The 18,303-nt window shown below is 52.7% G+C and carries 15 protein-coding genes and 2 pseudogenes; 6 read left to right on the top strand and 11 right to left on the bottom strand.

The genetic code is table 11. The annotated features are described in order from the left end of the window. Window positions 1–128 precede the first annotated feature (128 nt). Window positions 129–1,013, top strand: a complete 885-nt coding sequence (locus Hhyl6_RS22885) for an IS1595 family transposase (RefSeq protein ID WP_483741533.1) — start codon at window positions 129–131, stop codon at window positions 1,011–1,013. A gap of 114 nt (window positions 1,014–1,127) precedes the next feature. On the opposite strand, the gene Hhyl6_RS22880 is transcribed toward Hhyl6_RS22885, so the two are convergent. Beyond that, window positions 1,128–2,366, bottom strand: a complete 1,239-nt coding sequence (locus tag Hhyl6_RS22880) for an MFS transporter (RefSeq protein ID WP_483741532.1) — start codon at window positions 2,364–2,366, stop codon at window positions 1,128–1,130. Window positions 2,367–2,579: 213 nt separating this feature from the next. Here Hhyl6_RS22880 and Hhyl6_RS22875 point away from each other — a divergent pair, with 213 nt between their 5' ends. Beyond that, on the top strand, window positions 2,580–3,317 hold the full coding sequence (locus Hhyl6_RS22875; protein ID WP_483741531.1) for a creatininase family protein: 738 nt from the start codon (window positions 2,580–2,582) through the stop codon (window positions 3,315–3,317). Window positions 3,318–3,330: 13 nt separating this feature from the next. On the opposite strand, the gene Hhyl6_RS22870 is transcribed toward Hhyl6_RS22875, so the two are convergent. Then, window positions 3,331–3,750 carry a GlcG/HbpS family heme-binding protein gene (locus Hhyl6_RS22870; protein ID WP_483741530.1) on the bottom strand — a complete coding sequence of 140 codons (420 nt, stop codon included), beginning with the start codon at window positions 3,748–3,750 and terminating at the stop codon, window positions 3,331–3,333. Between the two features lie 98 nt (window positions 3,751–3,848). Here Hhyl6_RS22870 and Hhyl6_RS22865 point away from each other — a divergent pair, with 98 nt between their 5' ends. Both Hhyl6_RS22865 and Hhyl6_RS22860 read left to right on the top strand, forming a co-directional pair. After that, a complete protein-coding gene (locus Hhyl6_RS22865) occupies window positions 3,849–4,115 on the top strand; it encodes a HalOD1 output domain-containing protein (protein ID WP_483741529.1) in 267 nt (88 codons plus the stop codon). Between the two features lie 132 nt (window positions 4,116–4,247). After that, on the top strand, window positions 4,248–5,504 hold the full coding sequence (locus tag Hhyl6_RS22860) for an alanyl-tRNA editing protein (protein ID WP_483741528.1): 1,257 nt from the start codon (window positions 4,248–4,250) through the stop codon (window positions 5,502–5,504). A gap of 72 nt (window positions 5,505–5,576) precedes the next feature. Here Hhyl6_RS22860 and folE read toward each other — a convergent pair whose 3' ends face one another. The 9 genes and pseudogenes from folE to Hhyl6_RS22815 all read right to left on the bottom strand — a co-directional run. Then, complete coding sequence (folE, locus tag Hhyl6_RS22855; protein ID WP_483741527.1) at window positions 5,577–6,224, bottom strand: GTP cyclohydrolase I; 648 nt, start codon at window positions 6,222–6,224, stop codon at window positions 5,577–5,579. A gap of 79 nt (window positions 6,225–6,303) precedes the next feature. Then, window positions 6,304–6,921: an anthranilate synthase component II gene (locus tag Hhyl6_RS22850; protein WP_483741526.1), complete on the bottom strand. Its 618-nt coding sequence runs from the start codon at window positions 6,919–6,921 to the stop codon at window positions 6,304–6,306. After that, window positions 6,918–8,426, bottom strand: coding sequence for an anthranilate synthase component I family protein (locus Hhyl6_RS22845; protein ID WP_483741525.1), 1,509 nt, complete (start codon window positions 8,424–8,426; stop codon window positions 6,918–6,920). The genes Hhyl6_RS22850 and Hhyl6_RS22845 overlap by 4 nt, the downstream gene beginning before the upstream one ends. 207 nt (window positions 8,427–8,633) lie before the next feature. After that, window positions 8,634–10,925 carry a phosphoenolpyruvate synthase gene (gene ppsA / locus Hhyl6_RS22840; RefSeq protein WP_483741524.1) on the bottom strand — a complete coding sequence of 764 codons (2,292 nt, stop codon included), beginning with the start codon at window positions 10,923–10,925 and terminating at the stop codon, window positions 8,634–8,636. 139 nt (window positions 10,926–11,064) lie between these two features. Continuing rightward, on the bottom strand, window positions 11,065–11,694 hold the full coding sequence (locus Hhyl6_RS22835) for a trimeric intracellular cation channel family protein (RefSeq protein WP_483741523.1): 630 nt from the start codon (window positions 11,692–11,694) through the stop codon (window positions 11,065–11,067). Window positions 11,695–12,140: 446 nt separating this feature from the next. Further along, window positions 12,141–13,046 carry a pyridoxal 5'-phosphate synthase lyase subunit PdxS gene (pdxS, locus tag Hhyl6_RS22830; RefSeq protein ID WP_483741522.1) on the bottom strand — a complete coding sequence of 302 codons (906 nt, stop codon included), beginning with the start codon at window positions 13,044–13,046 and terminating at the stop codon, window positions 12,141–12,143. 65 nt (window positions 13,047–13,111) lie between these two features. Then, a complete protein-coding gene (locus Hhyl6_RS22825) occupies window positions 13,112–14,362 on the bottom strand; it encodes a serine hydroxymethyltransferase (RefSeq protein WP_483741521.1) in 1,251 nt (416 codons plus the stop codon). A 151-nt stretch (window positions 14,363–14,513) separates the two neighbouring features. Next, a pseudogene (locus Hhyl6_RS22820) lies at window positions 14,514–14,678 on the bottom strand (IS4 family transposase); the annotation flags it as partial. Between the two features lie 132 nt (window positions 14,679–14,810). After that, window positions 14,811–15,913: pseudogene (locus Hhyl6_RS22815) on the bottom strand (IS4 family transposase); the annotation flags it as partial. A 317-nt stretch (window positions 15,914–16,230) separates the two neighbouring features. Between Hhyl6_RS22815 and Hhyl6_RS22810 the strand changes: the two are divergent. Together Hhyl6_RS22810 and Hhyl6_RS22805 are read left to right on the top strand one after the other, a co-directional pair. Next, on the top strand, window positions 16,231–17,517 hold the full coding sequence (locus Hhyl6_RS22810; protein ID WP_483741520.1) for a bifunctional folylpolyglutamate synthase/dihydrofolate synthase: 1,287 nt from the start codon (window positions 16,231–16,233) through the stop codon (window positions 17,515–17,517). Between the two features lie 329 nt (window positions 17,518–17,846). Further along, window positions 17,847–18,224 (top strand): Rid family detoxifying hydrolase, encoded by a 378-nt coding sequence (locus Hhyl6_RS22805; protein WP_483741660.1) that lies wholly within the window; start codon window positions 17,847–17,849, stop codon window positions 18,222–18,224. The last annotated feature ends 79 nt before the right edge of the window (window positions 18,225–18,303 follow it).

Raw genomic sequence — 18,303 nt, 5'->3', positions numbered from 1 at the left:
TAGCAGTCGCCCGAACACAGGTCAACAGTTATGAATTTCGCTCTTGCGTAGGAGATTGTTGATATTGCAGAGCGGTAGCTGCGGAGTCGAAGAGGACAAGGGCACCGCGTCAGCGGTGCCCGACACGAATGATTCCGCTGGATGTGTTTGGGTCGGAATCGGTCGCAGCGGACCTGCTGGAACAGGTTCGCTGGCGTGACGGTGTTACCTGTCCTCGCTGCCGTTCTGACCGAACGGTCAGAAACGGCTGCTACAGAGAGTTTCAGCGGTATCTCTGTAAGGATTGCGACCGAACATTCAACGACAAGACTGGCACAATCTTCGCTCACTCGAAGATTGCGCTCCGTCGGTGGCTGTTCTCGATTTACGCGTTCCTCCGGTTTAACACGAGTCTCCGCCAACTACAGTGCGAAATCGAGGTAACACACAAGACGATGCACCGGCGCATCGAGCGCTTCGCCAGAGCGCTCGATGCGCCTTCCCTCAATCTCGTCGGACCGGTCGAAATCGACGAAGTCTACGTCAACGCGGGGAAGAAAGGCCGCGAGCGCGACCAAGAGTCGAGCTCGCGTGGCCTGTCCACGCGCGGGCGAGGTTCGTACGATGGCGACAAGCCACCCGTGTTCATAATCGCTGATCGCGGGACTGGACAGCGGTACGCGATTCCAGCGAAAGCCGCCGACGAATCGACGATTCGACTCCTGCTTGCTGACCGCAAAGAGGAGTCGCTCACGGTCTATACCGACGGCTTTCGAGCGTACGAACCGCTCGAAGCGGACGACGCATTCGACCGCGAATACGTCGTCCATGGCGACGGCGAATACGCCGATGAGGAAGTTCACGTCAACACCTGCGAGAGCCACGCGTCGCTGACGCGACGGTGGCTCTCGCCCCATCGAGGCGTCTCGAAAGACAAGTTGACGCAGTATCTCAGAGCGTTCCAACTACGTCGGGAACTGTTTCGGAAACCCGGCCGAGACGCTCTCAAACACGCTGTTCGAGCGACGCTGTGAAATCAACAATGTGCTACGGATGAGCGATGAATTTTATACAATCATTGCTACGGGTAGTATTCATATTATAGTTCCATCATGAACCAATGTGATTTTGATGAAGAACATGAGTAGTTACTGGTGCGCCGGCTCTGGGGATTGCCATGCTACTCCAATACCAATGACAGCGAGGATGCCAGCAATCAAGAATGCAGTGTCAAACCCAACAATGTTAATGATAGCTCCGCCAACAATCGGAGCTATGAATGCCCCTGCCAAACCAACACTCGTTTGAAATGCGACTGCTGTTGCCGCAACACGGGCATCGACTACCTCTCGGGCATACGTGAACGACAGACCAAGCGTAAGTTGGACTGCAAAACCTACTAAGAGAAGGAGTGTAACGAGAAGCGGAATCGAATGGAAATGTGTAAAGGCTAGAAGAAATGGAGCTGTCAAGCCAAAAGAGGCGAGAATAACAGGTTGGCGACGGCCACCAAATACTTGATCGGAAAGCACACCACTACTGATTCGTGAGACGACACCAATTGCTGGAAAAAGTGCCAACAGTAATCCGCTCGATGCTAAGGAGAGTCCAATTTTCTCGGTGAGATATGATGAGCCCCAGCTATTCACGAACAGGTACAGTGAATACCCGAGGAACCCGAGAATACCGATTAACCAAACAGATTTATTACAGAAGACAGCCCTGAACTCAGCTACAGTCGGAGGGGTGCTCTGACCCTCGGCGATTCCTCGACTAGTGGGCCAGAATACTAACAGACCAACAAGGGCAAACCCAGCAGGCATTAGGAAGATTGCGGGCCACCCGAACCAGTTTGCAATGAGCGGTCCGGTTCCTTGACCAAGGGCGAATCCAATAGGGCCACTTGCAGTGAATATCCCGACTGCTGTTGCCTGCCGTCTGTCGCCTACCGCGCGGCTGACCATATCGATGCCGGCATTCCAAACGACGACGTATGCGACACCACCTAGAATACGTGACGCGATTACCGACCAATAGTTACCATGTCGTCCAGCGATCCAACCCCAACTTCCCGCAATAAAGACTACTAGCACAGCAACCGCCATTGTCGTCCGAGAATTAGTCCGGTCGAGAACTACGCCCGCAGGCAGACTAGTCACAACAGCCGTTCCAAACATGATTCCCACTAGGAGACCAGCGAGTGTTGGACTAATACGCAATGAATCACGAATGAGTGGCGTTACACTCGCTGGGATAATCTCATAGGCGGCCACCCCAGTCGACACGAAACTCACACCAACTACAGATCCCCAGGTCCTCCAATTGGTCTGGTCAGATTTGCTACTCTCGTTTGGTACCGATGACTCATCAGGAGATGGTGTGCTCATTGAGTGACGCGATCCATTAATTAGTACTCGATAATCAGGAATGAATATTACGAATCGTCCCTACAAAATCTTCTGGGTCTATTCTCGACTTATCCATCGGCGGTGACTATTTGTCGTACCCATGGCAGACACTGGTTCATACGTATTCTAGTGGTGTGTGTGAAATACACTAAGAGTAAGGGGTTTATCTCCGCTCACACAGAATCTACATGTATGCACTTGGAAGCCCAGACATGGACAGACATGGATAGTGTTGAGACGAACCTTGCATTGCTTCCTGTCGGAAGCACGGAGCAGCACGGCCCACACGCACCGTTGGGGACCGACACGCTCAACGCGGAAGCAGTTGCCGCAGCGGCCGCTGGACAGTATGATGGTCCTGTTGTCGTTACACCAGCGGTGCCTGTCGGCATTGCAGAGGAACATCGAAAGTTCACTGGCACACTATGGACATCTGAGTCGACGTTCCGGTCGTACATTCAAGACATCGTTGACAGTCTGATCACCCACGGTTGGGACCACATCGTTATGGTTAATGGCCATGGTGGAAACGTCGCGGCACTCCGAGAAGTTGCTGAACAGATTTCAAGACATAACGACGCGTATGCTGTCCCTTTCACCTGGTTTGACGAAGTCGGAGAGCATAGTTCCGACATGGGACATGGAGGACCGCTAGAGACGTCGTTGCTCCAATATACGAATCCAGAGACGGTCAATGAAGATCGAATTGAGTCGGCAGCTGAGAACGGAAGTCAGCGTTGGGGAGATTGGCAAGGTCATGTCAATCTCGCAGTTGACTCTCACGAATTTACCGAAAACGGCGTCGTCGGAGACCCTCGAGATGGGGGTCCCGGACTGGGCGCGACGTTACTAGAGGTAGCAGCCGATGCACTTGTCGAATTGCTTGATGCTGTGGCTGAGCACCCGACAGACACGTCAGATCGAGCCTAGGTGGATGGAATAGTCATCCTGTGATCTCGTTCCACCGCTCAACACCAGCCTCCGCAACTTCACGGTCTTGAGAGACAGCCCCACCAGAGACACCGATACTGCCGACGATATCACCGTCTCGCTCAAGCGGATAGCCACCACCGAAAATAACGATGCGATCTTCATCTGTTGTTTGCAATCCGTATAGTGAGTTCCCTGGTTCCGACGGTTCCGCCAGTTCGTGGGTTGGCATTTCGAGAGCGGCTGAGGTATATGCTTTGTTCCGTGAGATACTCACTGAAGCAAGCCATGCTCCGTCCATTCGGTGCTGTGCGATGAGACTACCCTCGCTATTGGCGATGGTGATTACCATCGGGTTGTCTATCTCCGCTGCTTTCTTTTCTGCTTCTTCGACTAGCTCTTTCGCTACTTCAAGTTCGATTGATTCGACCATGCAAATCTCACATGAAGTGGCTAATATAAAAATCTCACCGCTGACCGATATTTTCCATCAGTTTTATCCTTTTGAGTCGCCGCGACTAAATTGGATAGATGCCGACCGACCAATCACAATTAGATACCGCTGAAGAGAACACAGAGTCGCCTTCTCGTACTATCATCCAACGTATCTCAGAGGCCACAGATCAGAATATATCCCAACTACCACCATTATACGAGGCGATTGATCCAGATGCGCTGGAAAATCTTTTAAATTCGGTCGATGGGGATGACACATTCGTGTCTATTGAGTTTACATATGCTGGTGAGCATATCTCGATTGATACGGACGGTTTACTAGTAGCCGTTAGTAGCAATTAAAATCGGCCATATTGACAGCACTTTAAGTTGGCAATTTGAGCATATCTATAGCGGTTGTAGGTGAATTGTTGTCCTATTGTTTTCTGTAGAATATGGATGCAATTCCTCTACTTATTTTGTCTCTTCACAGACATGGAGAGAACAGCGATGCGGGTGTTTATAACCGCTCACTGTGATCTGTTGTATATGACTGCCGAGCCATCGGTGAATTTCGCGAGTGAGAAGCCCTATGTCACATCGTTCGATGCGCTGGTCCACTCCGTGGATGGGCGTGATGTAACACTCGATCAGACGGCCTTCTATGCAGAAGGCGGTGGTCAACCAGCCGACAAAGGGACTCTCGCCGGCGTCAATGTGGTCGATATCCAGAAACGCGACGGCGTGACCGTCCACACCCTCGCCGAGGCCCCCGAGATCGAGGCAGGAGAGACAGTCAACGGTGAGGTGGACGATGAGTTTCGCACCTACAACATGCGCGCTCACACCGCCAGCCACGTCGTCTACGGCGTCGGCCGGAAACTGTTCGACGGCCACGGCTACGGCGGGTTCGACATCGGGGAAGATACCGTACGTCTGGACTTCGACGCCGAGGCCGACGCCGACGAGGTGAACGCGCTCACGTTCCAGCGCATGGCCAACGAGGCCGTCTGGGACGCCCGTTCCGTGGACTGGTACGAGATGGACGTCGAGGAGGCCCGTGGCGACGATGACATCGTGTTCAACCTCGGCGACGCCGACCCGACCGAGAGAGTTCGCATCGTCGAAATTGATGGCTGGGACATCTCCGCCTGCGGCGGCACGCACGTCCGGAACACGAGCGAAATCGGCCCCATCGAGGTGGTGGACGTCTCGAACCCGGGTGCCGACCTCGTACGCGTCGAATACGCCGTCGGACCGTCGGCCATCCAGCGCCAGATAAACCGGCGACGGAGCGCCGACCGGGCCGCCGACACGCTAGACACGAGCGTCAAGGACCTCGCCCAGCGAGCGCAGGGCCTCTTGGACGAAAAGAAGTCCCTACAGGCCACCGTGGACGAACTACAGGAGCGGTTGCTGGACGCACGCATTTCGTCACTGGCCACTGATACAACAGCTAGAAACGGACAGGAGTGGCTGATTGGCACCGTCAGTTCGAAGGACCCGAACGCAGTCGCCGACTGCGTTGGGACACTAGACGACCATGTGGCCGACGTCGTCGTCCTCGTCGGTCAAGACCGGTCGACGTTCGTCGTGGTCGGTACGGACGGCGAGACAGATGCAAATGGCGTAATTGACAACGTCACCGACGAGTTCGGTGGCGGTGGCGGCGGCCAACTGACCCTCGCACAGGGCGGCGGTCTCGACGCTAGTCCTCAGACCGTAGTCGATTATCTGCGCGAGAGTGAGTAGTCAAGAAGCCGGAATTACAAAATCAGATCAATTGGCTGTGGCGAGATCTTGGCTTGAAGACCGAAGACGCTGTCAGTAGCCGGCATCAATGCTGGCGCCGTTCCGCTGAATCAACTCGCAGAACTGTTTCCTGTCCGCTTCGGTAACGGTGCCGGCGTGCTCTCTCGTGGTGGTCTCGGTCACTGTCTCGACACCTCGCATCGCTTCGCACATATGTGTCGCAGTGAGCTCAACGATTACCCCCCGAGCGTCTATCTCCTCAGCCAGTCCCGTCGCGATATCCTGACTCAATTCTTCCTGTGTAGTCAGCCGACGCGACTGCCACCGGACATAGCGGATGAGTTTTGAGAGTCCAACCATCTCGTCGTTAGGACGGTATGCGACGTGTGCTACGCCGTAAAACGGGAGTATATGATGTCCACAGAGACTGTATAGTGGAATCCCAGTCTTGACGATGAGGGTATCAGTATCGGCATCAAAGGTTCTCATCACCGGTTTCGCTTCAGAGCGCATCCCCTCAGTTAGCGTCTTCAACATCGACGGGACTCGCCGGTCCCACGTGTCGAATATCTCTGCTTCGTCAGGATTCCGACCCATAGCTTCGAGTAGCAACTTCGTCCCTTCTCGGGCTTTCTGTTCGTCGAACGCGACGTCTGGGTCGGTGGTTGAATCGGTCGATGGGTTATTCTGATAGTCGGCTTGCTGTTCCCGCGAGTTCATCATTTTGAACAAACAGAATCCAACACATAAACCTATTGCTGGTTAACAATGCTCCAAGAGACAGGGAGGAGGCGCCATCTCAGACGCTGGCAATGTTGGTACAGAAGTTCTTGATGATACGCTTCCCCGCGTTAGTGAGGATACTTTCGGGGTGGAATTGTACACCGACTTGTGGCCGGTCAACATGCTGGACGCCCATCACCACACTCTGTTCCTCATCGACAGCGACAGCATCTGACGCGCCACTGTTCGCAGAGACGTTTGTAGTGTATGCCGTTTCCTCCAGTTCGGCCGGCAGGTTGTCGTCCTCCACGGCCAGCGAGTGGTACCGCCCAACTTCAAACGGGTTGTCGACACCCGTGTAGAGAGGAGTCTCATCGTGATTGACCATAGACGGCTTGCCGTGAACTACATCGGGAGCATGCTCAACAGGCGCCCCGTATGCCGCACAGAGAGCTTGGTGACCCAGACACACGCCAAGAGCAGGGTAGGTCGTCTTGGAGAACACATCGATAGAGACGCCTGCCTCGGCTGGTGTCCCAGGGCCAGGAGAGACAACAATACCGTTTGGGTTGAGTTCTCGGATTCCGTCAATGTCAATGGCGTCATTACGTTTAACCACCACCTCGTCAAACTCACCGATGTACTGGACCAAGTTGTATGCGAACGAATCGTAGTTGTCTATGAGGAGTATCATCCAGTGTCCTCCGTTGGCTCAGTAGTAGATTCGACGGCGAATGAGCCGTGTTCTCCCAGAGCCTCGTCGACGGCGGTAACAAGTGCTCGTGCCTTGTCCAACGTCTCCTGGTACTCGGTTTCTGGCACCGAGTCATGAACCACACCGGCACCCACGCGGAGTCGGTACTCGCCCGCATAACGGACCAGCGTCCGGATAGTGATGTTCAGGGTGGCTTGGTCATCGAAGCCAAACACACCAATGCTCCCGGTGTACGGACCTCGACGGGTAGCCTCCACTTCATCGATTATTTCCATAGTACGCGGTTTCGGCGCGCCAGTGATAGTACCACCTGGGAACACTGCTGCGACGGCGTCAGCAATGCTCAGGTCATCGCGCATCTGTCCCTCGACGAGTGAGACGAGGTGCATAACCTCAGAGTATTTATCCACACGACGATATTGCGCGACATTGACGCTTCCGCACCTACAGACTTTTCCGAGGTCATTTCGTTCGAGGTCGACAAGCATCGCGTGTTCGGCACGTTCCTTTTCGTCTGTCGTGAGGTCGCATTGCAGTTCCTCATCCGCCCCGGGGCTATCTCCGCGGGATCGAGTTCCAGCGATAGGCTCGGTAAGGAGATGATCCCCATCAACATCCAACAGTAATTCTGGACTGGCACTAACAAGGTCGATTCCCGGGAATTCCAATAATCCGGAGTATGGTGCAGGGTTTACCCGACGTACTGCGTCAAACGTCTCGACTGGATGGACCGCTGCCGGTGCCCGCAACCGGTGTGAGACGTTCGTTTGGAACGTATCTCCTTCCCTGATATACTCCTTGATAGTCTGAACCCGATCGGCGAACGCAGTCTCACCACATTCGCTCTCGAACGTCGCTTGGCGGTTGATGGTCGGCTTAGATTGGATTTGTCGATCGCCGTCCAGTGCTGCGTTGGCCAGTGCCAGTGCCTGTTCCCGACCCTCTTCATAGGCCACTTCCGGTGACATCTCGACTGGTGGGCAGGCAGTGATGTGGATCGGCACTTCATCACCCTGTGGCGCCTCCCAAGCGGCGACTGAGTCGAACACACCAAGTTGGAGTCGTGGGAGACCGTCAGTAATCGTCGTCGCTGGCAACTCTTCCAGTTCCCGCGCGATATCATAGGAAAGCCAGCCGAACGCTCCACACGGATATGGGACGTTACAGTCTCCGCGAATAAGTTGTTCACGGGACAACAGCGCGTCGATAGCCTGGATGCTGGGACTATTGCCATCTCGTGCCGTCGCCGCTGGGTTTACTTGTAGTCGTTCGACTGGTTCAACGCCGAAATACCCCCAACCAGACTGACCACCAGTGGTTTCGAGGTAGAACCCATCGGAGTCTTGCTTGCGGGCACGTCGATATGCCTCGAACGGATCCGAGACCGTAATACCGACTTCGACTGGTACACGAGCATCGCACGGTGCTGCGGCCGCAGCCTCAATGAACGATTCTTTTTCTGTTATGGTTCTCACATCACTCATATGTCACTAAATGGTGCGTAGGTGGAGAGGTTCTGTTCAATGTGATTGTGTAACACAATACGGTGTTTGGTCAAAAGCGTTTCGTAGGCCGTCTGTCCAGCCAAGATAGGCCAAGTTAGTAGAAATACAGCTTCGACGTCTTAATTCGGTTCACTGTGCGGATATTGCGCCACTCATTCCCACTCTAATAAATCGAATATATGGATCTCAGTTGAGAGCGGATTCAAGAATGAGTCGTTGTTCCACGCGCTTAGCCTCGCGCTGTGCATCGCAAACAGCATCCACATTTACGCTAATAGATGTGATTCCAGCCTCAACGAGTTGCTGAATCATCTGCGGCTTGGAGGCTGCCTGCCCACAGATACTGGATGCGATGTCGTTAGAGCGGCATGTCTCAATGGTCTCACGCATCAGTTGCATCACAGCCGGGTGAAGTTCATCATATCGGTCGGCGACCGTTCCGTTGTTGCGATCAACAGCCAGCGTGTACTGTGTGAGATCGTTGGTTCCTAAGGAGACAAAGTCAATCCCTGTTTTACAGATCTCTTCGATACAAAGTGCGCTGGCTGGTGTCTCAACCATAACACCCCAGTTACGCTTCTTAGGGTCAATACCAACTTCTTGCATCAGACTTTTTGCTTTATACACGTCTTCAGCATCATTGACGAGCGGGAACATCAGCTCCACACTACCGTAGCCCATTTTGTAGAGCTTCTGGAAAGCCTGAAGTTGAAGTTTGAACGTCTCTGGTGTAGCGAGCGAGCGACGGATACCACGATAGCCAAGCATCGGGTTGTGCTCGTGGGGTTCATCATTGCCGCCCTCTAGCTGTCGGAACTCATCTGTCGGCGCATCGAGCGTCCGAACACGTACCGGTCGCGGGTAGAACGCTTCAGCAACAGTCCGCATTGCATCGGTAAGTGTATTCACGAAAGCATCCGCACCATGGTCCGCGACATACTTTTCAGGTGTCTTATCGGTCGAGAGAATCATGTGCTCCATCCTGAGCAAGCCAACACCGTCGGCATCCGTAGCCGCAGCACGCTCGGCAGCCTCTGGAATGGAGACATTGACTTTGATGTCGGTCGCGGTCATGGGTTTGCCCCCTGTAACCTGAGGAGATGGCGACGAAGTCTTACCGCTTTGTGAATTCTCACTGTCCGGCGACCGCTTTCCGTCAGCCACGACACCACGGTCCCCATCAATGGAAACCATCTGATCGTCAGTGAGAGTTTGTGTTGCGGTTTCAGTTCCGATGACAGCTGGGACACCTAGTTCCCGAGAAACGATGGCGGCGTGACTCGTCATGCCACCTTCATCAGTGACCAATGCACTTGCCCGTTTCATTGCTGGCACCATGTCCGGCGTCGTCATCTCTGTAACGATGATATCGCCCTGGTTGACTTTATCGAGTTGGTCAAGCGTGCTAACAATACGAACGGCGCCTGTCGCTGTCCCTGGACTAGCGCCAAGACCGTCTACTAGATGATCTCGGTCACCCCCTGTTTCACTCAAGCTTCTATCCATACTCTTGCCTGAATCATTATTGCCGTGACTCTCATCGATAGTAGTTATCGGCCGGGACTGCAGAAGGAATACCTGGTCATCATTGATCGCCCATTCAACGTCTTGTGGTTGTCCGTAGTGCTCCTCAACGAGCTCGCCTAATCGGTGAAGATCGTCCAGCTCTACGTTATCAAGCACCCGTTCAGTCTGTTTGTCATCTGGTACGGATTTTGTGAGAGTTTCACCAGTCTCAGGCTCTCTTACGTGCATGGTCTTCTTCGTCGCGACGGTTACAGTTTCAAGAGAGTTGGCTTCCCGATCGTAGGTATAGTTGTCAGGAGATACTTCACCAGAAACGACTGCTTCGCCCAAGCCCCACGCTGCTTCAATAGTTATTTCGGGTTCACCAGTTGACGGATGGCTTGTGAACATGACACCGGATTTTTCGGCATCGACCATGCGTTGAACGACAACAGCGATATCGACGGTCTCGTGATCGAATCCCTGCTGATCCCGGTAATAAATGGCCCGCTGGGTAAATAGCGATGCCCAGCAACGTTTGATTCTGTCTATGAGTTCCTCCCGGTCTACATTGAGAAATGTCTCCTGTTGGCCGGCAAATGATGCATCCGGCAGATCTTCAGCAGTCGCTGAGGACCGTACCGCCACGAACGGTTCATCCTGGAAGTCGGCATAGGCATCAAGAATTGTCGATTCAACACTGTCGGGAATTTCCGCATTGAGAATGAGTTCTCGAGCTTGCTGTTCTGCTTCGGCGAGAGCGGCGGAATTCTCACTATCCACCCCAACAGCGTCAAATAGCTTCTCAGCAATTCCGGCCTGATCAATGAACGTACGATACGTGTCTGCAGTAACAACAAACGCAGAAGGTACTGGGAGCCCAGCTTCTTGTAACTCACCGAGCGAGGCACCTTTACCGCCGGCGGTGTCAACGTTACTGTTACTAATGGCGTTCAGCCAAGCTACTGGCATATGTGCCCTTCTTGAACCTGCTTCTACTAAAATAGGCCGGTGAAAAGCGTCCGTAGATCAGGCATAAAGCGAGAAAAGATACCTAAAGGCTGGGCAGAAGCTATCTGAACCGTGGTTGGTTTTTCTCAGTCAACATGTATTAGTGCTCCTGTGCAATCCTATCCATCCGAGGTAGGTGCCACTCCCAGTAGATCGCCAATATTCGTACGATTAATGTGATTACTGCACAAGCGACGGCACTAGTTTGACTAGATATACCAGCTGAAATAAGCAGCCAGAACGCACCAGAACCAATGAGTGCACACGTTGCATAGAAATCTTCCTTAAGAACGAAAGGAATCTCACCACGAAGCAAATCAGCGAGGGCGCCACCACCAGCACCAGTAACCATCGCGAGGATAACGATACCAAACGGTGATGTGCCGGCTGAATGAGCAACAAGGGCACCCGTTGTGGCAAACGCAGCGAGTCCCACGGCATCCGAAATCACTACTACTGGATGGTTAGCAAATCCATCAATGATCCAGACACCAGTCAAGGCAATAAAAACACCTAGAAGTGCAACGCTTATATCGGTAGTTGAATGTAAAGAATTCGGGACCTGGTTTACGAGTACATCTCGTGTCGTACCACCCCCAAGCGCTGTCACGACACCAAGAATTGTAACGCCTAAAAAATCGAGTTCGGCGTCGACTGCTTTCAACGAACCAACGATAGCAAATGCCAGGAGACCAATGATATTCATGACCGTAAAAGCATTAGCGGACATATCCAACCGATATTGGTTATCCAGTAAAAAATTGTCTACTCACTCCCGGGTACAACAGAAAGCAGGTCTACTTGAGCAATGTGTTACTTTCTGTAGCTCGGGATTTTACTGAGGCAATTTCGCAGATTGGGCGTGTAAGGCCGTATAACACTCAATTCGAAGATCTGGGCAATCTACTGGCATTCCTGTTTGACCACCGCTCGTCGCCCAACTCTCGGATCAGCTTCGCAAGATGTTGTAATGGAGTCCCGTTCTTCGAAAAGTAATGCCTCTATGAATTGACTGAGCCATCAACTGGAAAGGTATAATCAAGCGTGTCGCAGGCGTCTTGACTATCCTCGTCCAACGTTTCTCTGAGGAGGTCTGCGAGTGGCATGACACTTCTCGCTACGTCCTCCTCGCTTCTCAAACACACTCAGCTAGACAGTGCCGCTCGTCAAATCGTATCAAACTCCACGACTCTGCAGTTTCTCACCTTCTTTGAGGTCAACGTTTGCGTCGCCTTTCATTCCCTTGCCAACATTCTTGCTGATCTCAGTCAGTATTTCGGGGTCGTCCCAATTGTTGACAGCTTTAACGATAGCGGTACCCATCGCTTCCGGATCTTCGGCACCGAAGATACCAGACCCGACAAAGATGCCGTCGCAGCCGTGATGCATCATCAGTGCAGCGTCAGCGGGCGTCGCGATGCCGCCGGCGGCGAAATTGACGACCGGCAGTCGCCCTATGTCGGCTGTTTCATGGACGAGATTGGCAGGTACCTCGTGTTCGCGGGCCCACTTCTTGCGTTCCTCATAGTTCATGCCTTCGAGTTTACGGATAGCGCCCTTGATGTTGCGCTGATGATGGACAGCCTGATTGACATCGCCGGTGCCGGCCTCTCCTTTCGTCCGGATCATCGCCGCGCCCTCATCTATGCGGCGGAGCGCTTCAGGTAAATCACGGGCGCCGCAGACAAACGGTGCCGTGAACCACCGCTTATCGATATGGTAGCGGTCGTCGGCCGGGGTGAGCACCTCGCTCTCGTCGAGCATGTCGGCGCCAGCGGCTTCGAGGATTTCGGCCTCCTTCGTGTGGCCGATACGTGCCTTCCCCATTACTGGGATAGACACTTCTTCGATTACCGCCTGCAACGAAGCCGGGTCCGCCATCCGTGCGACGCCACCACGCTTGCGGATATCCGCGGGCACCGCTTGCAGGTTCATCACGGCGACTGCCCCGACGTCCTCGGCAATACGGGCCTGCTCAGGTGTGACGACGTCCATAATGACACCGCCCTTCTGCATTTTTGCAAATCCTTGCTTTATTAAATCCGTACCATATTTGAGGTCTGTGATTTCTGTGTTATTCATTTTGATCTCAGGCCTTTATTCTATCTCGGTTTCAGTAGGGTAATTAATTGGTGTAGACTAGGAATTCACTCATAAATCGGGAATTCCTCACAGAGTCGATCTACACTCTCTTTCACGTCGGCTGCTAACTCGTCATCATCTGGATTATCGAGAAGATCGACAATAAGGTGTCCCACCGTCTCAACCTCCGACTCTGTAAACCCACGCGTAGTGAGTGCTGGCGTGCCAACCCGGATGCCACTGGTGACAAATGGAGACCGAGATTCTCCCGGCACAGTATTCTTGTTGATTGTGATACCGACTGGTTCAAGTCGTTCTTCAGCGTCTTTCCCAGTAATATCAGGATGAGACTCTCGAAGATCAATTAGAAGGAGGTGTTTATCCGTGCCATCGCTGACGAGTGACATGCCACGGTCCTTGAAGACCTCAGCGAGTGCATTTGCATTTGCAACGACCTGCTGAGCATAGTCCTTGAATTCAGGTGTCAGTGCCTCTTTAAAACCGGCAGCTTTCCCAGCGATGTTATGCATGAGTGGGCCTCCTTGACCGCCAGGGAAAATCGCCTTATCTATTTGTTCGGCATACTCTTCAGTCGTGAGAATCATACCGCCCCTACCAGCTCGAATCGTTTTATGCGTACTACCAGTTATGAAATCTGCGTCGCCTACCGGGTTTGTATGTTCACCAGCTGCTATGAGACCGGTGACGTGTGCAATGTCTGCTAAGTGGAATGCGTCAACAGAGTTGGCAACCTCATTGATCCGTTCGTAATTGAACTCACGGGGATATGCAGAGGAACCGCTAACGATGAGATCCGGATCGAATTCAGTAGCATGATTCGCCAGTTCGTCGTAATCAATATATCCGGTTTCGGGGTCTACACCATATTGTTCGACTTCATAGAGTTGGCCAGAGAAATTAACATGGTGGCCGTGTGAGAGATGGCCTCCATGAGTCAGATCGAGTGAAAGGATACGGTCCCCAGGTTCGAGCATTGCGAAGTACACACCCATATTAGCCTGTGTGCCACTGTGGGGCTGAACATTCGCGTGCTCCACACCAAAGAGTTCTTTCGCACGATCTATAGCCAGTTGCTCAACAGTGTCGATGTGTTCACACCCACCGTAATAGCGTGCTTCAGGATAGCCTTCGGCATACTTGTTGGTAAGTACGGATCCTTGAGCCTCTAAAACAGCTTTTGAGACGTGGTTTTCTGATGCAATCATTTCGAGATTGTTCTCTTGCCGCTGTTCTTCTTTTTTGATGGCAGTATGAACAGCAGCATCAGCCTCAGCTAGGTTGGTACTAGGTACCATGACATTCAGTTGTTCTACTTGGGTTAAAAATCTTTCTGAACTGCGTGTGCCGGATGGAAGATACGTGCTACAATCAAATCAGCCGTTGTACTTGGGACTGAATTCACAGCGTCTTCTTGGCTGAGAGAGTGTCCGCATCATTCGTCTTTAGCTAAGACTCACACCTCGGTTGTGTAGCGGTAGCGAGCGTCTCCTGTAAGACCGGTCGTTGCTGGTGAATCTTCTGAGCGTCCTCGATCAATCACTCCAGCAACGGTGGTGGCGAGTAACCGAGATACTCACCGAGTTCGTGGAGGATAAGCTGGGCGTGCGACCGGGAGTGGTCTGCATAAGTTCTGAACAGGTAGAAAGAGACACCGTGAGACACGCCTATCTTGGCACCATCTGTCGTTTTCCAAGCGCCGCTGTCGGCGTTCCTCATCGGGGTTCAACAGTTCCGCTGATCACTCAAGGTCGCCGCCCAGCGTTCCGGCGGAAACACAATCTCGCCGTCAGCCTGCTCGGTGACCAGATCCAACAGCTCACGACTCTCCAGCAGTGACAGCACGCCGCATACAGCAGAATTTTCACGACATCCGGGTCGCTTGTGTCGAACTCATCCAACTCGTACTGCGTCTTCAGTTCACGAAACAGCTTTTTTACCTCCCATCGACACCGATACAGCGTTGCTAGATCCGCCGGGAAGAACTCGTCTCGCGGCAAGTTCGTGATGTACAGATGGTAGTCGTCGGCGTCCGTGATGAGGACGACGACGACGCGGAATCGCTTCGTGTCCAGCGAACGTGTTCCTTCGTACTGGCCGCGCTTGAACTCCGCTTCGACCTCTACGTCGATGTACTTCCGCGAGTGGTCATCAACCCCATCCTGGATCTGCTTGCCCTCCAAGGGAATGGCTCGGCCGTGCCATTCCCGTAACTCCTCTGATATCACCGGGTTCGCGCTCTTCTTCAGCCGACTCACAAAGTAGCCGTCGTTCTCGTCGATCAACGCGAAGCGGCGGTACTTGAAGTACGCCAGATCGAGCAGAGCCAACCGTCCTTGCAGCCACGATCCTACTAGCGTGCTGTCGTGCGTTTTCTCGTCCGTTACGTCGATCCGTTCAATCGTCTCGTCGGTGGCGTTGTGGAGCAGGTGGAGCTTTGCTCCAGCCTGCTCCTCGTGACGGGCTTGGAACTCATCAGAGAAAAACTCGTGCAACCGCAACACCGTTCCATCAGCGATTATTACGTCCCTGAATCGGTCGATATCAGCGTCAACAGCGTCGGGAACAGCGACCTCGTCGAGGCCGCGCTCGACGAGATCGCGGAGGTACTCCGCCAGCGTCGGCGTCAATCGGTGGTAGAAACCACCGGGAGAAATCGGTTCATCGGCTGTCGAGTTGTAGCTGCGTCTGAAGCCAGCGAGTGTTCGGCTCTCGCCTGCGGCGAAGCCGAACACGAGCGTCCACACGAGGACTGGAACCTGAAGCTTCCCCACTCGCTCAATCACGCCGAGTTCCTCGGCGTGCTCTTCGAGGAACTCGGAGAGTAACAATGTAGTGAGCCGACGCATGATTCTCGATGAGGAGGCTCTGTTGGACACAGCTATGGCCCCCTCATTCCTCTCGAAAAGAAGCCTCGATAAGCTACTGCTGTACTGCGGTTCTTCTCTTAGCTAAAGACGGATGGTGTCCGCATAGAGGGGGATAATTTAGACTACGTAGGAATATTTGCATGGCACGGTTTAGCGGTGGTCTATACGTGTGATTTTGTCTTTCAGTATCTTCCGGAGAGCCACAGGTTCAACCAATCGAATCTCCCTTTATTTTCTGATTCAGCTCCTCACCCACCGTCGATGGGTTAATTAGGCAGGTGCTGTAAATGTTTTTCATGGAGTATCAAGAAGCAACCGATTTTTTGGATTCGCTACAGTGCCAGCGCCCTAAACTCGGCACAGAAACAACGAGACAGATGGTAGCCTATTTTGATGACAAGCAGGCGAATATCGATTTCGTTCAGATTGCAGGCTCAAACGGAAAAGGGAGCACCGCCCGAATGCTTGAGAATGTTCTACAGACTGCAGGTTTTGATGTCGGACTGTTCACCTCGCCAGCTCTATACGATGTCCGAGAGCAAATACGAGTCAATGGTCAAAAAATTTCAAAAGAGCGAATCACAGATTACATAGAGAATATACAACCTAGCGTTGAATGGCTTCGATCGGTCGACAACACACCGACACAATTTGAACTCATTACTGCACTGGCGATTCACCATTTCAATCTTGAAGAGGTAGACATCGCCATCCTCGAAGTCGGGATAGGAGGGCGCTACGATGCAACGAGTGTCGTCGATCCAGTCGCAAGTGCAGTCACAAGCGTTAGCTTAGAACACACTGGCGTGCTCGGAGATACGGTGGAAGAGATCGCTCACGACATGGCCGAAGTCGCTCCAAATGAAAATCCGTTGGTCACGGCGGCATCCGGAAACGCTCTAACTGCTCTTCAAAATAAAGCGGATGTAATAACAGTAGGTTCGACCGACAGTGATGTACTAGTAGCCGAAAACATCCTGCGATCTGCCGTAAAGAACAATATCTCGATTTCAGGACGAGACTGGTCACTTCAAACACAGATATCATTGCTCGGCCGGCACCAAGCAATGAATGCGGGCATTGCTGCAACTCTAGCTAAGCAAGTTGCTGCAGTCGATAGCGAGGTTATAGCGGAGGGGCTCCAAGAGGTCACTTGGCCAGGACGGTTCGAAATTGTCGCTACGGATCCCATGGTTGTTCTGGACGGTGCACACAACCCAGAAGCTGCTTCTGCACTGAGAGATCTCCTCGCTCGCTACAGTTATGATGACCTGCACGTTGTTTTCGCGGCAATGTCTGACAAAGATTACGAGCAAATGATTGAGCAGCTTCCGTCTTTGGAGACCGCGTTTATTACGCGTCCAGATACTGACCGTGCTGAAGACATGTATCCACTGGCAGAGGCTTTCGATGGGCATGCAAATCACATCAGGAAAATTGGAAACGTTCTAGAAGCAACAGAACAAGCACTCACCCTAGCTAAAAAAACAGACCTAGTACTCGTAACAGGATCTCTTTACAATGTCGCTGAAGCAAGAGATAGATGGGTCCATCCAACATTGACTAAGCGTAAAATCGCATAAATGCAGTCGGTTCCAACACTTATACCAACTACATGAACAACGGGTATGGGCATTAGGAACAGTCGCACCTTGTCAAATATCCCTGTATAGTGTGCCTTGTCCATAGGCGAGATCTGGAAGGGAGCTAGCTTAGTCAGTCGTAGCGGATCGATTCCATCTCAGGGGGTGTGAACACTCGTCCGCTCCTCGCTGGGGTCGGTAGATCCGCGAAGAGGCCGTCTTAGAACTGCTGGGCCTCAGCTATATCGCAGCGTTTCCATCAGTGGATAATGCTGTAGACGAAAGCAAGAGCACCATGTTTTAAGTCAATGCAACAAGGTGACTCTGATATGGTGCGAACCATACAGACGCAAGATGCCCCGGCAGCGGTTGGTGCGTATAGCCAGGCGAAAACCGACGGACACCTTGTCTTTACTGCAGGGCAAATTCCGATGACGCCCGAAGGTGAGCTGCTCGACGAAAAGCCAATCGGGGAGCAAACTGAACAAGTACTCGACAACGTTCAAGCGATACTTAGCGACGAAGGACTCTCGATGGATGACGTTCTCAAGGTCACTGTATTCCTAGATGACATCGACAATTTTGAAGAGATGAATGAGATATACAGCAGTTATTTTGCTGATTCACCACCTGCACGTAGCGCCGTCGAGGTAGCGAATCTTCCAAAGGGAGTGGGTATCGAGATTGAAGCCATCGCCACAGAGTAGAACTTAGCCGTAGTCATTTCGAGAGTTGCCAAATTGTATATTCCGGTCTTTGGCAAGCACGTCCAATACGATCGCCATC

Source organism: Haloarcula sp. H-hyl6 (assembly GCF_056934455.1).
Note: the sequence above shows the minus strand (reverse complement) of the source record. Positions and strands in the feature narration are given on the sequence as shown.

What these genes read in the sequence shown, in the direction of transcription:
- Hhyl6_RS22885 (WP_483741533.1), top strand. Translation starts at nt 129, where the DNA reads ATGATTCCGCTGGATGTGTTTGGGTCGGAATCGGTCGCAGCGGACCTG.
- Hhyl6_RS22880 (WP_483741532.1), bottom strand. Translation starts at nt 2,366, where the DNA reads ATGAGCACACCATCTCCTGATGAGTCATCGGTACCAAACGAGAGTAGC.
- Hhyl6_RS22875 (WP_483741531.1), top strand. Translation starts at nt 2,580, where the DNA reads ATGCACTTGGAAGCCCAGACATGGACAGACATGGATAGTGTTGAGACG.
- Hhyl6_RS22870 (WP_483741530.1), bottom strand. Translation starts at nt 3,750, where the DNA reads ATGGTCGAATCAATCGAACTTGAAGTAGCGAAAGAGCTAGTCGAAGAA.
- Hhyl6_RS22865 (WP_483741529.1), top strand. Translation starts at nt 3,849, where the DNA reads ATGCCGACCGACCAATCACAATTAGATACCGCTGAAGAGAACACAGAG.
- Hhyl6_RS22860 (WP_483741528.1), top strand. Translation starts at nt 4,248, where the DNA reads ATGGAGAGAACAGCGATGCGGGTGTTTATAACCGCTCACTGTGATCTG.
- folE (WP_483741527.1), bottom strand. Translation starts at nt 6,224, where the DNA reads ATGAACTCGCGGGAACAGCAAGCCGACTATCAGAATAACCCATCGACC.
- Hhyl6_RS22850 (WP_483741526.1), bottom strand. Translation starts at nt 6,921, where the DNA reads ATGATACTCCTCATAGACAACTACGATTCGTTCGCATACAACTTGGTC.
- Hhyl6_RS22845 (WP_483741525.1), bottom strand. Translation starts at nt 8,426, where the DNA reads ATGAGTGATGTGAGAACCATAACAGAAAAAGAATCGTTCATTGAGGCT.
- ppsA (WP_483741524.1), bottom strand. Translation starts at nt 10,925, where the DNA reads ATGCCAGTAGCTTGGCTGAACGCCATTAGTAACAGTAACGTTGACACC.
- Hhyl6_RS22835 (WP_483741523.1), bottom strand. Translation starts at nt 11,694, where the DNA reads ATGTCCGCTAATGCTTTTACGGTCATGAATATCATTGGTCTCCTGGCA.
- pdxS (WP_483741522.1), bottom strand. Translation starts at nt 13,046, where the DNA reads ATGAATAACACAGAAATCACAGACCTCAAATATGGTACGGATTTAATA.
- Hhyl6_RS22825 (WP_483741521.1), bottom strand. Translation starts at nt 14,362, where the DNA reads ATGGTACCTAGTACCAACCTAGCTGAGGCTGATGCTGCTGTTCATACT.
- Hhyl6_RS22810 (WP_483741520.1), top strand. Translation starts at nt 16,231, where the DNA reads ATGGAGTATCAAGAAGCAACCGATTTTTTGGATTCGCTACAGTGCCAG.
- Hhyl6_RS22805 (WP_483741660.1), top strand. Translation starts at nt 17,847, where the DNA reads ATGGTGCGAACCATACAGACGCAAGATGCCCCGGCAGCGGTTGGTGCG.